The sequence below is a fragment of the Telluribacter sp. genome (genome assembly GCF_035998675.1).
In the GTDB taxonomy this organism is placed as follows: domain Bacteria; phylum Bacteroidota; class Bacteroidia; order Cytophagales; family Spirosomataceae; genus Telluribacter.
The window spans coordinates 143,697-160,518 of the sequence record NZ_DASYHI010000014.1 but is presented as its reverse complement, the minus strand read 5'-3'; the positions used below and the strand labels follow the sequence as shown (position 1 = coordinate 160,518).

Sequence of the window (16,822 nt, the reverse complement as noted above, 5' to 3'; positions counted from 1 at the left end):
ACCTCTGCGTAAAAGTGTACTTTTGTATTTTTGTAAGAATACCTATATAACGAATTAACCCGTATGGAACTATACTCTCTGCTCACTATTGCTCTGGTAGCAGGTATTGTCACGTTTGGCCTGTACCTGACCATAACCACGGTGGCCAACAGTGTTTTTGAAAAACAAAGATGGGACATCCGGAGCAAAAATAGTGAAATAGTGTTGCCCCTCCGTTTGCAGGCTTATGAGCGCATGTGTCTCTTTCTGGAACGCATCACGCCCAACAACCTGCTGCTGCGCCTGACAGGCTCCGCTACCAGCGCCCTGGATTTCCAGCAGCTGTTGCTACGCGAAATCCGGGAGGAGTTTAACCACAATCTGGCCCAGCAGGTGTACATGAGCAACGACGCCTGGGAGCAGATCAAAAAAGCCATGAACGAGGTGGTATCGCTGATCAACCAGGCGGCGGGTGAAGTACAAGCCGACGCCCCGGCCAACGAACTGGCCCGGAAAATTTTTGACAAGGTAATTCAACAGGACATACAACCGTCTACGCACGCCCTGAAAGTGCTAAAAAAAGAGATTCAGGCGGTTTTTTAATCGAAGTATTGACCAACAGATAATGCTATATCCCCATAACATAGAACAAAAATTAGGATTTGATCGGCTCCGCGAATGGCTTCTTGACGCTTGCATAAGTCCGCTGGGACGCTCCTTCGTGGAGAAGATCCGCTTCTCGGAAAATTTTGGACTGGTTGACAAGCTGGTGCGGCAAACCGCCGAAATGAAGCAAATAATACAGTACGGTGAAGAGTTCCCGTCCCAGAACTACCTCGACGCTACGCCTTACCTAAAGCGGGCCGCCATTGAAGGTATGCTGCTTACCCAGGAAGAATTTTTCAATATAAAAGTATCCCTGGCTACCATCCGACAGTGCCTGCGGTTCTTTGAGAAACACGAGCCGGAAGAATTTCCGCTGCTGAACGAGTACGCCCAGACCATCCGGATAGAGCGGACCGTAACCGAAGCCATTGACCGGGTTATTGACGATCGGGGACAAGTACGTGACAACGCCTCGGCCGAACTGGCGCAGATTCGCCGCCGACTCATTGCCGAACAGGCCGGTATGCGCAAAAAATTAGATACCATTCTGCGCACCGCCAAAAACAGCGGCTGGATTGGCGATGATGTATCGCTGACGGTACGGAACGGGCGTATGGTTATTCCCATTGCCGCTGAGCACAAGCGCAAGCTGAAGGGGTTTATCCATGATGAGTCCGCTACCGGTCAAACGGTATTTATAGAACCCACCGAAGTATTTGAATCAAACAATGCCATTCGGGAGCTGGAGTACGAAGAGCGACGCGAGATTAACCGGATTCTGGTCCGGCTGACTGACCAGCTGCGCCCGTTCCTGCCCGACCTCAACAAGGCCTACCAGTTTCTGGGCCTGATGGACTTTCTGCGGGCCAAAGCCAAACTGGCCGTTCAGCTGGATGCTATAAATCCGCATTTTGAAAATCGTCAGTTTGTGGCCTGGCGGGAAGCACGACACCCTATTCTGCACCTTTCGTTTCAGAAACAGGGCAAAAAGGTAGTACCACTCAGCGTGGAGCTCAACCAGAAGCAACGTATCCTGATAATCTCCGGGCCTAACGCCGGTGGAAAGTCGGTGTCACTCAAGACCATCGGCCTGATCCAGTACATGTACCAGTGCGGTTTGCTGGTACCTATGGCCGAAGGCTCCACGATGGGTATCTTTCACGATATTTTTATTGATATTGGTGATGAGCAGTCGCTGGACAATGACTTGAGTACCTACAGCTCCCACCTGACCAACATGCGTCAGTTTCTGGCCCGATCTAACAAACGAACCCTGTTTCTCATTGATGAGTTTGGTACCGGTACCGAGCCGGGACTGGGCGGCGCCATTGCCGAGGCCATTCTGGAAGATCTCACCAAGTCGGGCGCTTACGGGGTAGTTAATACGCACTACACCAACCTGAAAGTACTGGCCGACAAAACCGAAGGACTCACAAACGGGGCCATGCGCTTTGACGGGGAGCACCTCGAGCCGCTGTACAAGCTGGAAATCGGAAAGCCGGGAAGTTCGTTTGCTTTTGAGATTGCTTCTAAAATAGGGTTACCCAAAGCGGTGGTAGAGCGGGCGCAGCAAAAACTGGGTACCCAGCAGGTCAATTTTGAGAAGCTGCTGAAAGAACTGGACATCGAACGGCGGGTATTTGCCGAAAAGAACCTGGAACTGGGTATCAAGGAGCGAAAACTGGCCCAGCAACTGGCCGAGTACACTGCCCTAAAAACTGGCCTGGAAAACAACGAGAAGCGGATTGTCAACGAAGCCAAACAAAAAGCCCGCACCTTACTGGCCGAAACCAACCAACGAATTGAGAATACCATTCGGGAAATAAAAGAAAACAAGGCCGAACGGGAAGTTACGCGGGAAGTACGTACCGAACTGGACCAGTTTGTCAAGAAAAACCTGCAGCTGGAAGCCGTAGCCGAGGCCCCGTCGACGGAGGTGGAGTACGAACCCGAGAGCGGAGCTATCACAGTAGGTAGTTACGTACGTATCAATGGACAAACTGCCGTGGGGGAAGTACTGGCCCTGAAAGGGAAAGACGCCGAAATCCGGATCGGCGAGTTGAAATCAAACGTAAAACTGAACCGGCTCGAAAAAGTATCCAACAAAACCTATAAACTGGCAACGGGCGAAAAGAAAACCCGCAGCCAGACCGGCGGAGTGGACCTGAACGAGCGCATGATGAACTTCAGCTTTAACCTGGACATTCGCGGCAAACGCGGAGAGGAAGCTATAATTGAACTGGACCAGTTCATGAACAATGCCGTAATGCTGGGCTACGAAGAAATTCGCGTCGTGCACGGCAAAGGCGACGGTATCCTGCGCAACCTCGTCCGCACGCACCTGCGTACCTACCCTCACGTGGCCTCCATGCAGGACGAGCACGCCGACCGCGGCGGCGCGGGTGTGACGGTGGTGAAGATGCGGTAGGAAGACACACCGGAGTCAATTGTTTAGTAGTAGCTCCTGCGAGACGTTGGTGAATTTCGTTCTGACAAAATAAAAACAGGTACTTACTCAGGTACCTTGTAAAGACAAGGGCCCGTCTCCAATCGGAAAACGGGCCCTTATTTTATTTGTATACCAGAAAACCTTACAGCTGCGGCTGCTGTAACACTTCTGATTTAGGCAAGCCTTCGTTGTTTTTATTACGAGAGCGCACCCAGAAAAGCAGAAGGGTAAAGGCCACGACCAGAATAATCGGGAAGGTCGTCATATTCATCAGTGTGGCTTGTCCCGCCGCTAATTCCAGCGCGTCACCGGAAAGTCCCTGAGCGGCAAAAGTGGCCCGGTGGTCATCGATCCAGCCACCAATGATAGGCTGGAAAATAGAGGTAGAGAACATGCCCATTCCTCCCACAATTGACATTCCCAATGCACCACTCAGCGGTATCTTTTCGGCTACGAAACCAATCATCGTAGGCCAGAAATAGCAAACGCCTAAGGCAAAGAAAATAGCGGCTACGTAGGCCATAGCGCCCGTTTGGGTAGCGAACAGGAAGATACCAATGGTCGTAAATATAGCCGATCCGAGCAGTGTACCCGTTTGGCCGAAACGGCCAATAACGGGTCCGCCGAAAAAGCGTCCTACGGCCATGAGTCCCGTTACAAGTGCCAGAATCAGCATGGGCTCAGCACCGCTCTTGCTCATGATCAGCGCAGTCCACTGCTGCGGACCAAACTCCGAAATAGCGGTCAACGCCATGCAGAAGAATATAAAAATGAACAGCGGGTTAAAAATCATCGCCCTGAAATTCTGTGAAAGCGACATGGCATCTTCTACCTGGGCTTTCGGGAAAGTCTGTCCCCAGAAAAGGAAGGCATAGATCAGCGTAGGGATCATGATTATCCAGATCTGTGCCTGCCAGCTCATACCCATTGAAGTCATAGCCAGGGAGATCAAGCTACCAAGTACGATTCCACCCGGAAACCACATGTGGAAACGGTTGAGCATCTTGTTCATTTTCAGACCGGTATAGGTATCCGCAATCATAGGATTACAGGCAGCCTCAGTACAGCCGTTGCCAATCCCGATGAATAGCGTAGAAATCAGCAATCCATTGTACCCACCTGAATAAATAGTTAGAATAATTCCTAATGCGTGCATCACAAAAGCAACCATCATGATGACTCTGGGTCCAACGGAATGGTACACCAACCCTCCGATAATCATGGAAATAGGGAAGCCCAGAAACCACATTGAATTAATAAAGCCCAGTTGCTCAGCACTCAGGCCAAACTCTTCTCCGAGCTGGGGCAGGATACCCGCCCGAATAGCGAACGAGAATGCTGTGGTAATGAGCGCAAAGCAACTGCCATAAAACAGGCGATCTGCATTGACATTTTGATTCATAAGATTAGTAGCGTTTAAGGTAAAAGGATAGGTTGTAAAGTTTGATTTTATCAGGTTATTGTCCAATTATTTCGTAAAAAAAAGAAATAGGTGTCATTTCTACTAATAATAATCTCAGGTATTATGCGATTTTTTTGAACTTGCTACCTTTGTAAGAAGTAAGAGAGCTAAATGCTACTCTTTTTTCTGGTAATTTCTTTTAAAAACCTAAACCAAACAGTAATGCCAAGAAAAATACGCATGGGTATGGTGGGTGGTAGTATGGATGCCTTTATTGGGGCTGTCCACCGCCGGGCTGCCATCATGGACGGCGAAATAGAGTTAGTTTGCGGAGCATTCAGTTCCAGCCCGGAAAAATCAAAATCTACCGGCGAAGCCTTGTACCTACCCCCCAACCGGGTATACGGCGACTACGAAGAAATGATTCAAAAGGAGAAGGAACTGCCCGAAGGCGACCGGATGGACTTTGTTTGTATAGTAACCCCTAACCATGTACACTACCCTCCGGCCAAACTGGCGCTGGAAAACGGTTTCCACGTAGTCTGTGACAAGCCCCTGGCCCTAAATACCCAGGAAGCCGAAGAACTGGCAGCCCTTGTTGATAAAACCGGTTTGCTCTTTTGCCTTACCCATAACTACACCGGCTACCCGATGGTAAAGGAAGCCCGCCACCTGGTACAATCAGGGGCGCTGGGAGAAGTTCGTAAGGTTATAGTAGAGTACCCGCAGGGCTGGCTGTCGACGCTGCTGGAAAGTACCGGCAACAAGCAGGCCGCCTGGCGTACCGACCCGGCCAAATCCGGGGCTGCCGGTGGTATGGGCGACATAGGTACCCACGCCGAAAACCTGGCCGAATACATTACGGGTCTGAAAATCTCCGAGCTTTGTGCCGACCTGACCATTTTTGTGGAAGGACGCCAACTCGACGACGATGGCAATGTACTCCTGCACTTTGATAACGGTGCCAAGGGTATCCTGCACACCAGCCAGATTGCCAACGGCGAGGAAAACGACCTGAATATTCGTATTTATGGTGAATTTGGGGGGCTGCAGTGGCACCAGATGGAGCCTAATACCCTGGTTCATAAAACCCAGGAAGGGGTACGTCTTCTCCGGACCAACATCGGGCATTTGTCCGATGCCGCCATGGTACATACCCGGCTACCGGCGGGGCATCCCGAAGGGTACCTGGAAGCCTTCGCTAACCTGTATCGTAACTTTGCCCTGGCGGTCAGGGCCTATGCCAAAGGCGAGCAGCCCGACCCGCTCTATGACTTTCCTACTGTACACGATGGTGTTCGCGGCATGAAATTCATTGATACGGTCATTGCTTCCAATGAATCAACCCACAAATGGACGTCGTTTATTCAATGATTGAATGATAGAATGAGTGATTGAGTGAATTATTATTTTATTCTCTCGTTCTCTTATTCTGATCATTGTTCAAATTCCTTATTCTCTCATTCTCTTAATCACTCATTCAAAACTGTTAAAGTATGGACAAAATTAAAGTAGGTGTGGTAGGTACAGGTTTTATCGGACCCGCTCACATTGAAGCGCTCCGTCGTTTACCCAATGTAGAAGTTGCCGCGCTCTGTGAAGTTACCGCCGAGCTGGCCAAAGAAAAAGCGGAGGGCCTGGGTATTGACCGCTACTATACCTTTGAAGAGCTGCTGAAGCAGGATGATATTCAGTGTATCCATATATGTACCCCTAACTTTTTGCACTACTCCCAGTCGAAGGCTGCTCTGGAAGCAGGCAAGCACGTAGTATGCGAAAAGCCGCTGGCCAAAGACCTGGCCGAAGCCGAAGAACTGGTAGCATTGGCCGCCCAGACCGGCCTGGTTAATGCCGTACACTTCAACCTTCGGTACTATCCGCTGGCCCGCCAGATGCGGGTGATGCGGGAGCGGGGCGACCTGGGTGAGGTATACTCCATCATGGGTTCCTACCTACAGGACTGGCTCTTTTACGAAACCGACTACAACTGGCGTCTCGAGCCGGACAAGTCCGGCGACTCGCGGGCTATTGCTGATATCGGCTCTCACCTGATGGATATTATTGAGTACATCACCGGTCTGAAAACCGTAGCCGTTATGGCCGATTTCAATACCATACACAAGACCCGCAAGAAGCCGCTGAAGCCCGTAGAAACGTATTCCGGCAAAATGCTCACGCCCGAAGACTACGCCGATGTACCCATCAACACCGAAGACCACGCCAACGTACTACTTCGCTTTGACAATGGCAACCGGGGCGTTATTACGGTATCGCAGGTATCGGCCGGTCGCAAAAACCAGATGAAACTGGAGATTGCCGGTTCGCGCAAAACGTTCGCCTGGAATTCGGAAGCACCCAATGAAATGTGGATTGGTAACCGCGACGGCTACAATGAATCACTCATGCGTGACCCTTCGCTGGTACATGCCGAAGCGCGCTCGGTGATCAGCTTCCCCGGTGGTCACAACGAAGGCTTCCCCGACACCTCCAAGCAGATGTTCAAGGAAGTGTACGCCGCCGTAGCCGCTGGTAAGCAACCCGAAAACCCCACCTACCCCACCTTTGCCGACGGCTACCGCGAGTTGCTCATCTGCGAAAAAATCCTGGAAAGCAACAAGAAGCAGGCGTGGGTGGAGATTTAATTATGAATGATTGAGGGAGAGAATGAGTGAATTACAGCTTTCATTCGCTCATTCTCTCAACTACTCATTCTCCCAATACAGATATTACTTATGGACAATGACTGGTGGGTGGAGGAAAGTAACGAATACGAGTATCAGGCTAAGTCTGAATTTGCCGATGCAATGAAGCTCAGGACCAAGGAACTGGTACTGCGACATATTAAACTTTTCCAGGCACTACCCCCTACCGAAGAAGCTCGGCTGATTGGCAAACAGCTATTACGCTCAGCATCTTCCACGGGTGCCAACTACCGCGCCGCATGTCGGGCCAGGAGTAAGGCTGAGTTTTTTGCTAAACTATCTGTTACCATAGAAGAAGCTGATGAATCATTGTTTTGGCTGGAAATATTGGAAGAAGCAGATATAGTTGAAGCAAAAAAGTTGGCCTCTTTAAAAACCGAGACAACTACTATTCTAAAAATTCTCGCAAAAGCCCGGCATACCTTAAGAGAACAGAAGTAATTATTCGCTCAACCTCTCAATCACTAATTCACAATCGAACTAACTATGAAAACAATAAAAGGCCCCGCAGTATTTCTGGCTCAGTTTATGGGCGACGAAGCCCCTTTTAATTCATTGGATACCATTGCCCGCTATATGGCGGAGCTGGGGTACAAAGGAATCCAGATTCCCGCCTGGGACAGCCGCTGTATTGACTTGAAACAGGCCGCGGAAAGCAAAACGTACTGCGACGACCTGAAAGGCAAGCTAAGCGAAATCGGCCTGGAAGTAACCGAACTGTCTTCGCACCTGCAGGGGCAACTGGTAGCGGTACACCCGGCCTACGCCCCCATGTTTGCCGGATTCGGCCCGGCCGAACTGGCCAACAACCCCAAAGAACAACAGGAATGGGCTACCCAGCAGCTGAAGTGGGCCGCCAAAGCCAGCCAGAACCTGGGGCTTAAGTCACACCCTACTTTCTCGGGTGCTCTGTTGTGGCCTTTCCTGTATCCCTGGCCGCAGCGTCCGGCCGGTCTGGTTGAGACGGCCTTTACCGAGTTGGGCAAACGCTGGAAGCCTATCCTGGATGCCTTCGACGAGGCCGGAGTAGACGTGTGCTACGAGCTGCACCCCGGCGAAGACCTCCACGACGGTATTACGTTCGAGATGTTCCTGGAAGCGGTAGATAACCATCCCCGCGCCAATATTAACTACGACCCCAGTCACTTTGTACTGCAGCAGCTAGACTACCTGCAGTTTATTGATTTTTACCACGAGCGCATCAAGGCGTTCCACGTCAAGGATGCCGAGTTTAACCCGTCGGGTAAGCAGGGCGTGTACAGCGGGTACCAGGGCTGGGTAGAGCGCGCCGGTCGGTTCCGTTCGCTGGGCGACGGTCAGGTCGACTTTGCCGGTATCTTTTCCAAGCTGTCGCAGTATAACTACGACGGTTGGGCGGTACTTGAGTGGGAGTGCGCTATTAAGTCATCGGAGCAGGGGGCTGCCGAGGGGGCACCGTTCATTGCCGACCATATCATTGAGGTTACGGCCAAAGCCTTTGATGACTTTGCCGGTACCGGTGCCGACGAGGCTTTTAACCGCCAGGTACTGGGCCTCTAACCTCCTAATAGCTACCAACCAAAGCCTTCGGGGAATATTTCTCCGAAGGCTTTTTCTATTGACAATCAGACACCTGCTCATTTTGGCACTTAAATTGCTTGGTTGTTTTTGAATAATAGTAGGTGTACATTTTCACCAAAATTCAAAAACGGGCAAAAGTAACCCCATGCACCCCCTTCTATAACCTTTTGAAAAATAGGTAGTTATAGAACTATATTGTAATATAATAGTCCCTTATTTTGTCCTGGAGTTATCTTTGCTTGAGAAATAAAGAGTAGTAACAGCCGAAGTAACTGGGGCTATTCCGCTGTATTTTTTACTCTTTATTAAATATATTTTTAAGTCAATTAACAATTAACGAAAATTTCAGTTTGAACTAGATAGTGACGAAAGATTGAGGCGAAGGGTATCAGCTAGTTAGCAACAATTTAGCTATATACGACACATACTATTAATATCCACTTGCCTTATTCTCATTTCGCCACTATGGAAAAAAAATTACCAGTCCCTGCGGTAAGAAAAGCACTGTTTAGCAAATTCGTTTTTGTCTGCTTAATAATCGGAGCTTTGTTATCTGGAAGTCTGTCCTACGCTATTCCGTTAGCGGGACCTCCGGTCGAAAACGGAACAGCCGCTAAAAAAGCTTCTGCCACGAAAAGGCTCGTTGTTGCGGGAAACAAAACAGCCAACTCGCTGAACTCCCCCCCGAATGTTGCCTGCGGTATTACTATCACAGAATTGGAGATTTCGAAAAGCGAAATCTGTAATGATGAGTGTGTAACGCTAAAAGTAAAGACCAACACAACCGACTCCATTCGTTTCGTGTACTTTGCCAGTGAAACAGACAACCCGTACGTGGATGGTACTTATATAGGTACCGGCAAGCCCAACGCCGAAGGAGTGGTTGAATTCCCCCTAAATGCTCCCGGCATCAGCCTTCCCGATAACAACGACACGGTATCACTGACCTGCTACGTGTACGCCATTCTGGAAGACACCCCCAGTGATCCGGAGTGTCGGCCTTCTGATGGTGAGCCGGTTGTGGTGTTGGCTAGTCCCAAGGCGACAATTTCCGCTTCGCCCATCTGTGGCAATGAAACCATGGCCCCCGTGCACGTCAAAATCCTTTCGGAAGGTATGTTTCGCATTCACTTTGCCGAGAGTACCTCCCAGGCGGATTGCGAGCAACCCGAGGCAGTTAATATTACCAAGACATTTACGGACTTGCCGGGTGGAGGGAAAGACACGGTTTTGTACGTACCGGAAAGCTTCACGGGTATTATTTTGATTATCAACACGGGGACCGGCTGCCGGACTATTTATGATGCTCCCGAATTTACCAAAGCCCCCAAACCCAATGCCGGAACCGACCTTGTTGACGTATGTACCAGCACCGGTACTGCCCAGCTCACCGGTAGCCCCGGTGGTGGTACCTGGAGCGTGGTAGGTACGCCTCCCGGTGTTGCGGTTACGGCCGGAGGAAACGTTACCGGCCTGGTTAACGTAGGTACTTACCGGTTTGCCTATACGGTCAACGGCTGCTCGGATACCTTATCCCTCAAAACCAAAGACTGTGAAGCCCCCTGTGAGCTTACGATCAGCGACATTGCCACTTCACCCAGCGAACTATGTAACGGTGACTGTGTAACCGTTACTGTTAATACCAATACGGCCGACTCCATCCGGTTTGTCTACTTCGAAAATCCGGTCGATAATCCCTACCAGGGAGGTACTTACCTGGGTACAGTCAAACCCGGTGAGAACGGGGTAGTTCAGTTGCCGAACATAAAACTCACCAATAACGACGGCACCGAAAACATTACCTGCTACATTTACGCCATATTAAATAATCCTCCGGACGAAAATTGCCGTCCTAAGGCCTGTGCCCCTATCGTGTTACTGCCCAGCCCCAAAGCTACCATTACAGCTGAAACAGTTTGTGAAGGAGAGCCGCTGGTGCCGGTACATGTCAACATCGAAACCGCAGGGTCTTTCCGGATTCACTTTGCCGGTAGCGCCACCGACTCTACCTGTAAGCAGGCGCAGCCAGTCGACATCGTCAGGACCTTCGGCGGCATTGCGGGGGGAGGCAAAGATACGGTACTGTACGTACCTTCTAACTTTGAAGGTATAGTTATGATTATCAACACGGCTACCGGCTGCCGGACTGTCATGGATGGTCCCGAATTTACTACTAAACCGAAGCCCAACGCCGGTACTGACCTGACCAACGTATGTACCAGTGCAGGTACCGCCAAACTGACCGGCAGCCCCGGTAGTGGTACCTGGAGTATAGTAGGTACTCCCGCCGGAGTAGCCATCGACGCGAGTGGCAACGTGACCGGCCTTACCAACGAAGGTACCTACCAGTTTGTGTATGCCCTCAACGGCTGCTCGGATACCGTTGCGGTGACGACTATTGACTGTGAAAAAGTGTATGACCTGGCTCTGACCAAAGACGTCAGCAAAAAGCTGGTTATGCTGGGCGAAGACGTAACCTTTACTATCCGGGTCTGGAACCAGGGCGAGTATACCGCTACCGGAATAGAAGTTACTGATTTGCTCAATGGAGGTCTGGAGTACCTTACCCATGCCACCGCTACGGGAAACTATGACAAGACTACCGGCAAATGGACCTTTGGGAGCCTGGCCGTAGGTGATACGGCAACCTTAATGGTAGTAGCCAAAGTGGTTGGTGAGGGCGTGTGGTTCAATACCGCGGAGATTACAAAAATGGACCAGGAAGATATTGACAGTACCCCCGGCAACGAAAAGGAGGGCGAAGACGATATGGACCGCGAATGTATTACGGTACCTATCAAGGTGTGTGCAGGACAGAATATCAGCGTGGTACTTACCATACCCGAGCAGTATACCGGCGTAGTGTGGTTCCGGAAGGCACAGGGTGGTACGCCCCAGCAAGTTGGTACCGGCAACACCTATACCGCCACCGATACCGAACAAGGTTCTTATGAGTACACCTACACCGCCTCGCAGGGAACCTGCCCGGCCGAAGGCTGCTGCCCGGTTATAGTGGTAGTTGAAGAATGCTGCCCCGTTAATGTATGTGTTCCCTTTGTCGTCCGTAAGGTTCGCAAATAGCCATAGTTTCCTACTGGACTTCACCAGAAAGACCGGCTCTAAAAAGGGCCGGTCTTTCTGCTTTTTGAAATACAGGTCACCACTCCCACCTGAATTTCCGTGAGAAAACAATAAAAAGTACCACCTGAAGCTCTGACTCGTTATCTTTATTGGAATTTATAAGGGGTATTCATTCTTAGGAAAAGCGTATGCATCGAATCATAGTAGCTTGGAGTATTGCCTTAACCTTGTTCAGTTGTAGGGCAGCGGAGGTTGAGGAGCAGTATTCGTTGGTGGGCAAATGGAAGTACACGGCCATTCAGGAGCAAAATGCCGACTGGAAGCCGGTTAAAGGTACCTACTATGAAACAGTAGTAGTAGAATTTACCCGCGATCAAAAGATCAGCTATACTATTAACAATGTACCTGCCACTGACCCCTGCCAGGTACCCTGTAGCCCGCGCGCCTACAGGCTTAACAAGGAAGATATTGCTTTTACCGACTGGTTTAGCTGTCCCAATATAGACTGTGCCCCCGTTTCGGGCTGGAAAATCCTACTGCTCACTAATGAAGTACTGGAAGTGGCCCGCCGGGACCAGCCGCCCCACCTGCTCCGGTTGGAACGGGTAAAGTAATTGTACTAATCACAGCAAGTATAACTCAATAAGGCCCTGCTTCTTTAACTAAGCAGGGTTTTCTTATGGAGTACTCTGAAAAATTATAAGATTTCTCTGATATGTAACGTTCTGAGTAGTAACTTTGAAAGAATTTAAAACCAATCCAATCAGTCCAAACAACAATGTGTGACCTTTCTAAAAAATACGTAAAGGGGAGCTTCTGGGCTGTGTGCATGTGCTTACTCACCTTAGGTGGGTACCAGGCCAGCGCCCAGACTACCTCCCCCGGAAAGCGGGTACTTGTGTTTTCAAAAACCAAGGGATTCCGGCACGCTTCCATTCCTACGGGAAAAGCGGCAATAATGCAGATGGGAAAAGAGAATGGATTTGCCGTAGATACAACCGAGAATTCAGCTCTGTTTACCGACCAGAATCTCAAAAAGTACAATGCCATCATATTTCTGAGTACTACCGGTGATGTACTGAACGATGAGCAACAAAATTCCTTCGAGCGCTATATTCAGGCCGGAGGAGGTTACGTGGGAATACACGCCGCAGCGGACACTGAGTACGACTGGCCCTGGTACAACAAGCTGGCGGGTGCCTACTTTGCCAGCCACCCCGGCAATCCCAATGTACAGAACGGTGAAGCCTTTGTCGTCAATCGCGACCACCTTTCCATGAAAGATTTTCCCGACCGTTGGAAGGTAAAGGATGAGTTTTATGACTTCAAGAGCTTCAACAAGAACGTAAAGGTACTGGTGAAGATTGACGAAAAAACCTACAAAGAAGGCAAAATGGGCGACGACCACCCTATGTCGTGGTACCACGAGTACGACGGTGGAAAAGCCTTTTACACCAACTTTGGACATACCGACGAAACCTTCGCCGAACCCGTATTCAAGAAGCACCTGCTGGGTGGTCTTCAGTACGTAATGGCGGGTAAACTTGATTACACCCAGTCCCGCCCCGAAGAGAATCGCTTCACCAAAACAGTACTTGTAGACAAACTCGACGAGCCTACCGAGCTGGTAGTACTTGACAACGGCAAGGTACTCTTTACTGAGCGTAAGGGTGCTATAAAGCTATTTAATCCCAAAACCAACAGCACAGAATTAGTGACAAATTTGCCTGTACACTTTGAGCGTGAGTATGGTCTTATGGGTATTAATATTGATCCCAACTTCAAAGACAACAGCTGGGTGTACCTGTACTACTCGGCCGTTAAGCCGGATACCAACAACCGCCTGGTACGGATGAAGTGGGATGATGCCAATAACAAGCTACAACTAAACACCGAGCAACTAATACTAAACGTGGCTGAGAACCGTATTGGTGGCCAGAACGACTGCTGCCATACCGGGGGCTCCATAGCCTGGGACCGCGAGGGCAACCTGTACCTGTCAACGGGTGACAACACCAATCCTTTCTTCTCAAATGGTTTCGCTCCTATTGACCAGCGTCCGGGACGGGAGAAGTATAGCGCTCTGACATCATCCAGCAATACCAACGACCTGCGCGGTAAAATCCTTCGCATTAAGCCCCGCGCCAACGGTGGTTACGACATTCCGGCCGGTAACCTGTTCCCACAGGGTACGCAGGGCGCCCGTCCTGAAATTTATGTAATGGGTAACCGTAACCCGTACCGTATCGCCGTTGACCAACGTACCGGCTTCCTCTACTGGGGTGAAGTAGGTCCTGATGCCGGAGAAAACAACGAAAAGCGTGGTCCCCGCGGGCACGACGAAGTCAATCAGGCCCGTAAAGCCGGTTATTTTGGCTGGCCGCTCTTTGTAGGTGACAATAAACCCTACCGCGTCTTCAGCTTTGCCGATAGTACCTCGGGCCCTTACTTTGACCCGGCTAAGCCCGTTAACCCTTCTACCCGTATCACCGGACTAAAGGAGCTGCCTCCGGCTCAGAAGGCGTTTATTTACTATCCCTATGCCGAATCTCCCGAGTTTGGCTCCATCGTGGGTAAGGGTGGCCGTAACGCGATGGCCGGACCGGTGTACTACTACGACGACTACGCCGACAGCAAGGTAAAATTCCCCCGCTACTACGACGGTAAGCTCTTTGCCTACGAGTGGATGCGCGGCTGGATTAACCCCGTAACCATGACTAAGGAAGGTGACTTTGTGCAGATGGAGAAATTCATGCCTAACGCCAATTTAAGCCACCCCATGGATATGCAGTTTGCCAAGGATGGATCACTGTATATGCTGGAATACGGCAGCAACTGGTTTGCCCAGAACGACGACGCCCGCCTGTCGCGCATTACCTACAACGCGGGTAACCGTCCGCCGGTAGCCGAGGCCAAAGCTGATAAGGCCGTTGGTGCTGCACCTCTGGCCGTGGCTTTCTCTTCCCAGGGCTCCAAAGATTTTGATGGCGACGCCGTTAAGTACGAATGGACATTCGGCAAAGGGCTTCCCAAGAGCACGCAGGCCAACCCTAAGTTTACCTATACCAAGCCCGGTGAGTATACTGCTACCCTAAAGGTAACCGATGCTGCCGGTAACAGCGGTACTACCAACCTGATTGTTAAAGTAGGTAATGATGTTCCTAAGGTAGATATCGCCATCAAAGGAAACCAGACTTTCTTTTGGGATAATAAACCCGTAGAGTACCAGGTAAAAGTTACTGACAAGGAAGATGGGAGCCTGGACAAAGGTACTATCGCAGCCGATGAGGTAATGTTTAATGCTAACTACATGGAAGGCTTTGATAAGGCTATGCTGGCACAGGGTCACCAAACCAACACCAGCTTTTCGACCGGTCGTCGCCTTATTGAACTGAGTGACTGTAAGGCCTGCCACTCCCTGGATAAAAGATCAGTGGGGCCCGCCTATATGGAGGTAGCCAGCAAGTACCAGAAAGACCGTAATGCCGTAAAAAGACTTTCCGAGAAAGTAATCAAAGGCGGTGGTGGTGTATGGGGCGAGCAGGCCATGAGCGCTCACCCCCAGCTGAAGCAGGAAGAAGCCGAAGAAATGGTGCAGTACATCCTGTCGCTGGCCAGAAACAACAAACCGGAGAATCAAATGGCTCTTCAGGGGACTTTTGTGCCAAAGGCTCAAGCCAAAGATGGCTCCTACATCTTTACGGCTACCTACTCTGACAAAGGCAACGGACAAATTGGCCCGATGACCGGTATGAGCTCGGTGGCGCTGCGCCCGGCCAAAATGAAGGCGAATCTCTACGAAAGCAGCAAGGATATGTTTAAAATTAAACTTCCTAATGCCACCAGCGAAGTTGTAGTAGGCCTGAAAGACGGAAGTTATTTTGGCTTTGACGATATAGATCTGACGGGTATCAGTAACCTTAAAGTGTTTGCGGCCTCTTCCAGTGCCCAAACCGTGGGAGGTACCCTTGAAGTACGCCTCGACTCACCAACCGGACCTTCAATCGGTCAGGCTACAATTGGAGCGGACTTCGCCGGGGAAACGACCATACCTCTAACGGTACCGGCCGATAACCGCCGCCGCAAGCTGATATTTGTATTCAAGAATCCGGACGCCAAGAACAAGCCTTTGTTCTCGGTTGACTGGATTGAATTTATAAACGGAGGAATGTAAGTACTTCCGGCTTTAATAAAAACAGGCGTGGAGCAAAAGCTTCACGCCTGTTTTTTTATGTTGTAGCTGGTAATTCAAAAAATTACTTTTCCCCCGTCTTCTGGTAAACCAAAAAATGCTGAATGGGCAAAAAGTCCCCGCGCTGAACCAACTTAAAGCCATTAGCGGCCAGCTCTTTATCCGCCTGCTTTACACTGAGCTTATGTAGCTTTTTTATGGGAATGGAAGGGTCTTCGGCCCGGTATTCAATGAGCAGGAGCTTTCCGTCTGGTTTCAGGGACTTCCGCAGGGCCTGCAGCATTTCGTAAGGGAATTCCAGTTCGTGGTACACATCCACCATCATGGCCAGATCCACCGAATTTTCCGGCAGGTTCGGCGTAGTAGCTTCTCCTTTGACTACCTCCACATTAGCTAGTCCCAACTCCTTAGCCCGCTTTTCAAGAAACCGGACCGACTCATCCTGCACATCCACGGCGTATACTTTTCCCTGCGGTACCCGGCGGGCAATCCGAAAGGTGTAGTAGCCGGTACCGGCCCCGATGTCCGCGACCACACTGGTAGGTGTAATGGGTAGTTTTTGAATAGCCAGCTCCGTATTTTCCTCCTCCTGTCGTTCATCCCGTTCAAGCCAGGCCGCCCCACCAAACCCCATTACATGCGCAATCTCCCGGCCGAGGTAGGTTTTACCGATACCATCGGAAGAAGCCGGTTGAGACCCATATACCGTACTATCCTGGTTTTTTTTGTTTTGGGAGGTAGATGTGGTGCAACTCAGGGCGGTAAAGCAAAAAATGAGCAGGGTGAGATGGCGTTTCATAGAACAGGCAGTTGGCTTTTGATTTAACCCTGCGCCCCCTCAATTGTTTCCC

The 16,822-nt window shown here is 50.4% G+C and carries 11 protein-coding genes; 9 read left to right on the top strand and 2 right to left on the bottom strand.

Translation table 11 applies throughout. The features are described 5' to 3' along the window. The first annotated feature begins 63 nt into the window (after positions 1–63). Positions 64–582 (top strand): hypothetical protein, encoded by a 519-nt coding sequence (locus tag VGN67_RS07385; protein ID WP_327486155.1) that lies wholly within the window; start codon positions 64–66, stop codon positions 580–582. 22 nt (positions 583–604) lie between these two features. Beyond that, entirely contained in the window at positions 605–3,013 is a 2,409-nt protein-coding gene (locus tag VGN67_RS07380) for an endonuclease MutS2 (RefSeq protein ID WP_327486154.1), read from the top strand. 163 nt (positions 3,014–3,176) lie between these two features. On the opposite strand, the gene VGN67_RS07375 is transcribed toward VGN67_RS07380, so the two are convergent. After that, the gene (locus VGN67_RS07375; RefSeq protein ID WP_327486153.1) at positions 3,177–4,436 is read right to left on the bottom strand and encodes an MFS transporter; all 1,260 of its coding nucleotides are present in this window, start codon (positions 4,434–4,436) and stop codon (positions 3,177–3,179) included. A 240-nt stretch (positions 4,437–4,676) separates the two neighbouring features. On the opposite strand from VGN67_RS07375, the gene VGN67_RS07370 reads away from it, so the two are divergent. From VGN67_RS07370 to VGN67_RS07340, 7 genes are all read left to right on the top strand, one after another. Beyond that, on the top strand, positions 4,677–5,810 hold the full coding sequence (locus VGN67_RS07370; RefSeq protein WP_327486217.1) for a Gfo/Idh/MocA family oxidoreductase: 1,134 nt from the start codon (positions 4,677–4,679) through the stop codon (positions 5,808–5,810). A gap of 122 nt (positions 5,811–5,932) precedes the next feature. Next, positions 5,933–7,078 carry a Gfo/Idh/MocA family oxidoreductase gene (locus VGN67_RS07365; protein ID WP_327486152.1) on the top strand — a complete coding sequence of 382 codons (1,146 nt, stop codon included), beginning with the start codon at positions 5,933–5,935 and terminating at the stop codon, positions 7,076–7,078. A 90-nt stretch (positions 7,079–7,168) separates the two neighbouring features. Next, complete coding sequence (locus tag VGN67_RS07360) at positions 7,169–7,579, top strand: four helix bundle protein (protein WP_327486151.1); 411 nt, start codon at positions 7,169–7,171, stop codon at positions 7,577–7,579. Between the two features lie 45 nt (positions 7,580–7,624). Then, a complete protein-coding gene (locus VGN67_RS07355) occupies positions 7,625–8,677 on the top strand; it encodes a sugar phosphate isomerase/epimerase (RefSeq protein WP_327486150.1) in 1,053 nt (350 codons plus the stop codon). Positions 8,678–9,415: 738 nt separating this feature from the next. Then, complete coding sequence (locus VGN67_RS07350) at positions 9,416–11,779, top strand: DUF11 domain-containing protein (RefSeq protein ID WP_327486149.1); 2,364 nt, start codon at positions 9,416–9,418, stop codon at positions 11,777–11,779. A gap of 188 nt (positions 11,780–11,967) precedes the next feature. After that, positions 11,968–12,393 carry a hypothetical protein gene (locus VGN67_RS07345; RefSeq protein WP_327486148.1) on the top strand — a complete coding sequence of 142 codons (426 nt, stop codon included), beginning with the start codon at positions 11,968–11,970 and terminating at the stop codon, positions 12,391–12,393. A 215-nt stretch (positions 12,394–12,608) separates the two neighbouring features. Beyond that, positions 12,609–15,953: a ThuA domain-containing protein gene (locus VGN67_RS07340; protein ID WP_327486216.1), complete on the top strand. Its 3,345-nt coding sequence runs from the start codon at positions 12,609–12,611 to the stop codon at positions 15,951–15,953. Between the two features lie 82 nt (positions 15,954–16,035). Here the strand turns inward: VGN67_RS07340 and VGN67_RS07335 are convergent, their stop codons facing one another. Next, positions 16,036–16,770: a class I SAM-dependent methyltransferase gene (locus VGN67_RS07335; RefSeq protein ID WP_327486147.1), complete on the bottom strand. Its 735-nt coding sequence runs from the start codon at positions 16,768–16,770 to the stop codon at positions 16,036–16,038. Positions 16,771–16,822: the final 52 nt, after the last annotated feature.

Bases quoted from the DNA above. Each gene is read 5' to 3' on its own strand.
- VGN67_RS07385 (WP_327486155.1), top strand. From the start codon at position 64: ATGGAACTATACTCTCTGCTCACTATTGCTCTGGTAGCAGGTATTGTC.
- VGN67_RS07380 (WP_327486154.1), top strand. From the start codon at position 605: ATGCTATATCCCCATAACATAGAACAAAAATTAGGATTTGATCGGCTC.
- VGN67_RS07375 (WP_327486153.1), bottom strand. From the start codon at position 4,436: ATGAATCAAAATGTCAATGCAGATCGCCTGTTTTATGGCAGTTGCTTT.
- VGN67_RS07370 (WP_327486217.1), top strand. From the start codon at position 4,677: ATGGGTATGGTGGGTGGTAGTATGGATGCCTTTATTGGGGCTGTCCAC.
- VGN67_RS07365 (WP_327486152.1), top strand. From the start codon at position 5,933: ATGGACAAAATTAAAGTAGGTGTGGTAGGTACAGGTTTTATCGGACCC.
- VGN67_RS07360 (WP_327486151.1), top strand. From the start codon at position 7,169: ATGGACAATGACTGGTGGGTGGAGGAAAGTAACGAATACGAGTATCAG.
- VGN67_RS07355 (WP_327486150.1), top strand. From the start codon at position 7,625: ATGAAAACAATAAAAGGCCCCGCAGTATTTCTGGCTCAGTTTATGGGC.
- VGN67_RS07345 (WP_327486148.1), top strand. From the start codon at position 11,968: ATGCATCGAATCATAGTAGCTTGGAGTATTGCCTTAACCTTGTTCAGT.
- VGN67_RS07340 (WP_327486216.1), top strand. From the start codon at position 12,609: ATGTGCTTACTCACCTTAGGTGGGTACCAGGCCAGCGCCCAGACTACC.
- VGN67_RS07335 (WP_327486147.1), bottom strand. From the start codon at position 16,770: ATGAAACGCCATCTCACCCTGCTCATTTTTTGCTTTACCGCCCTGAGT.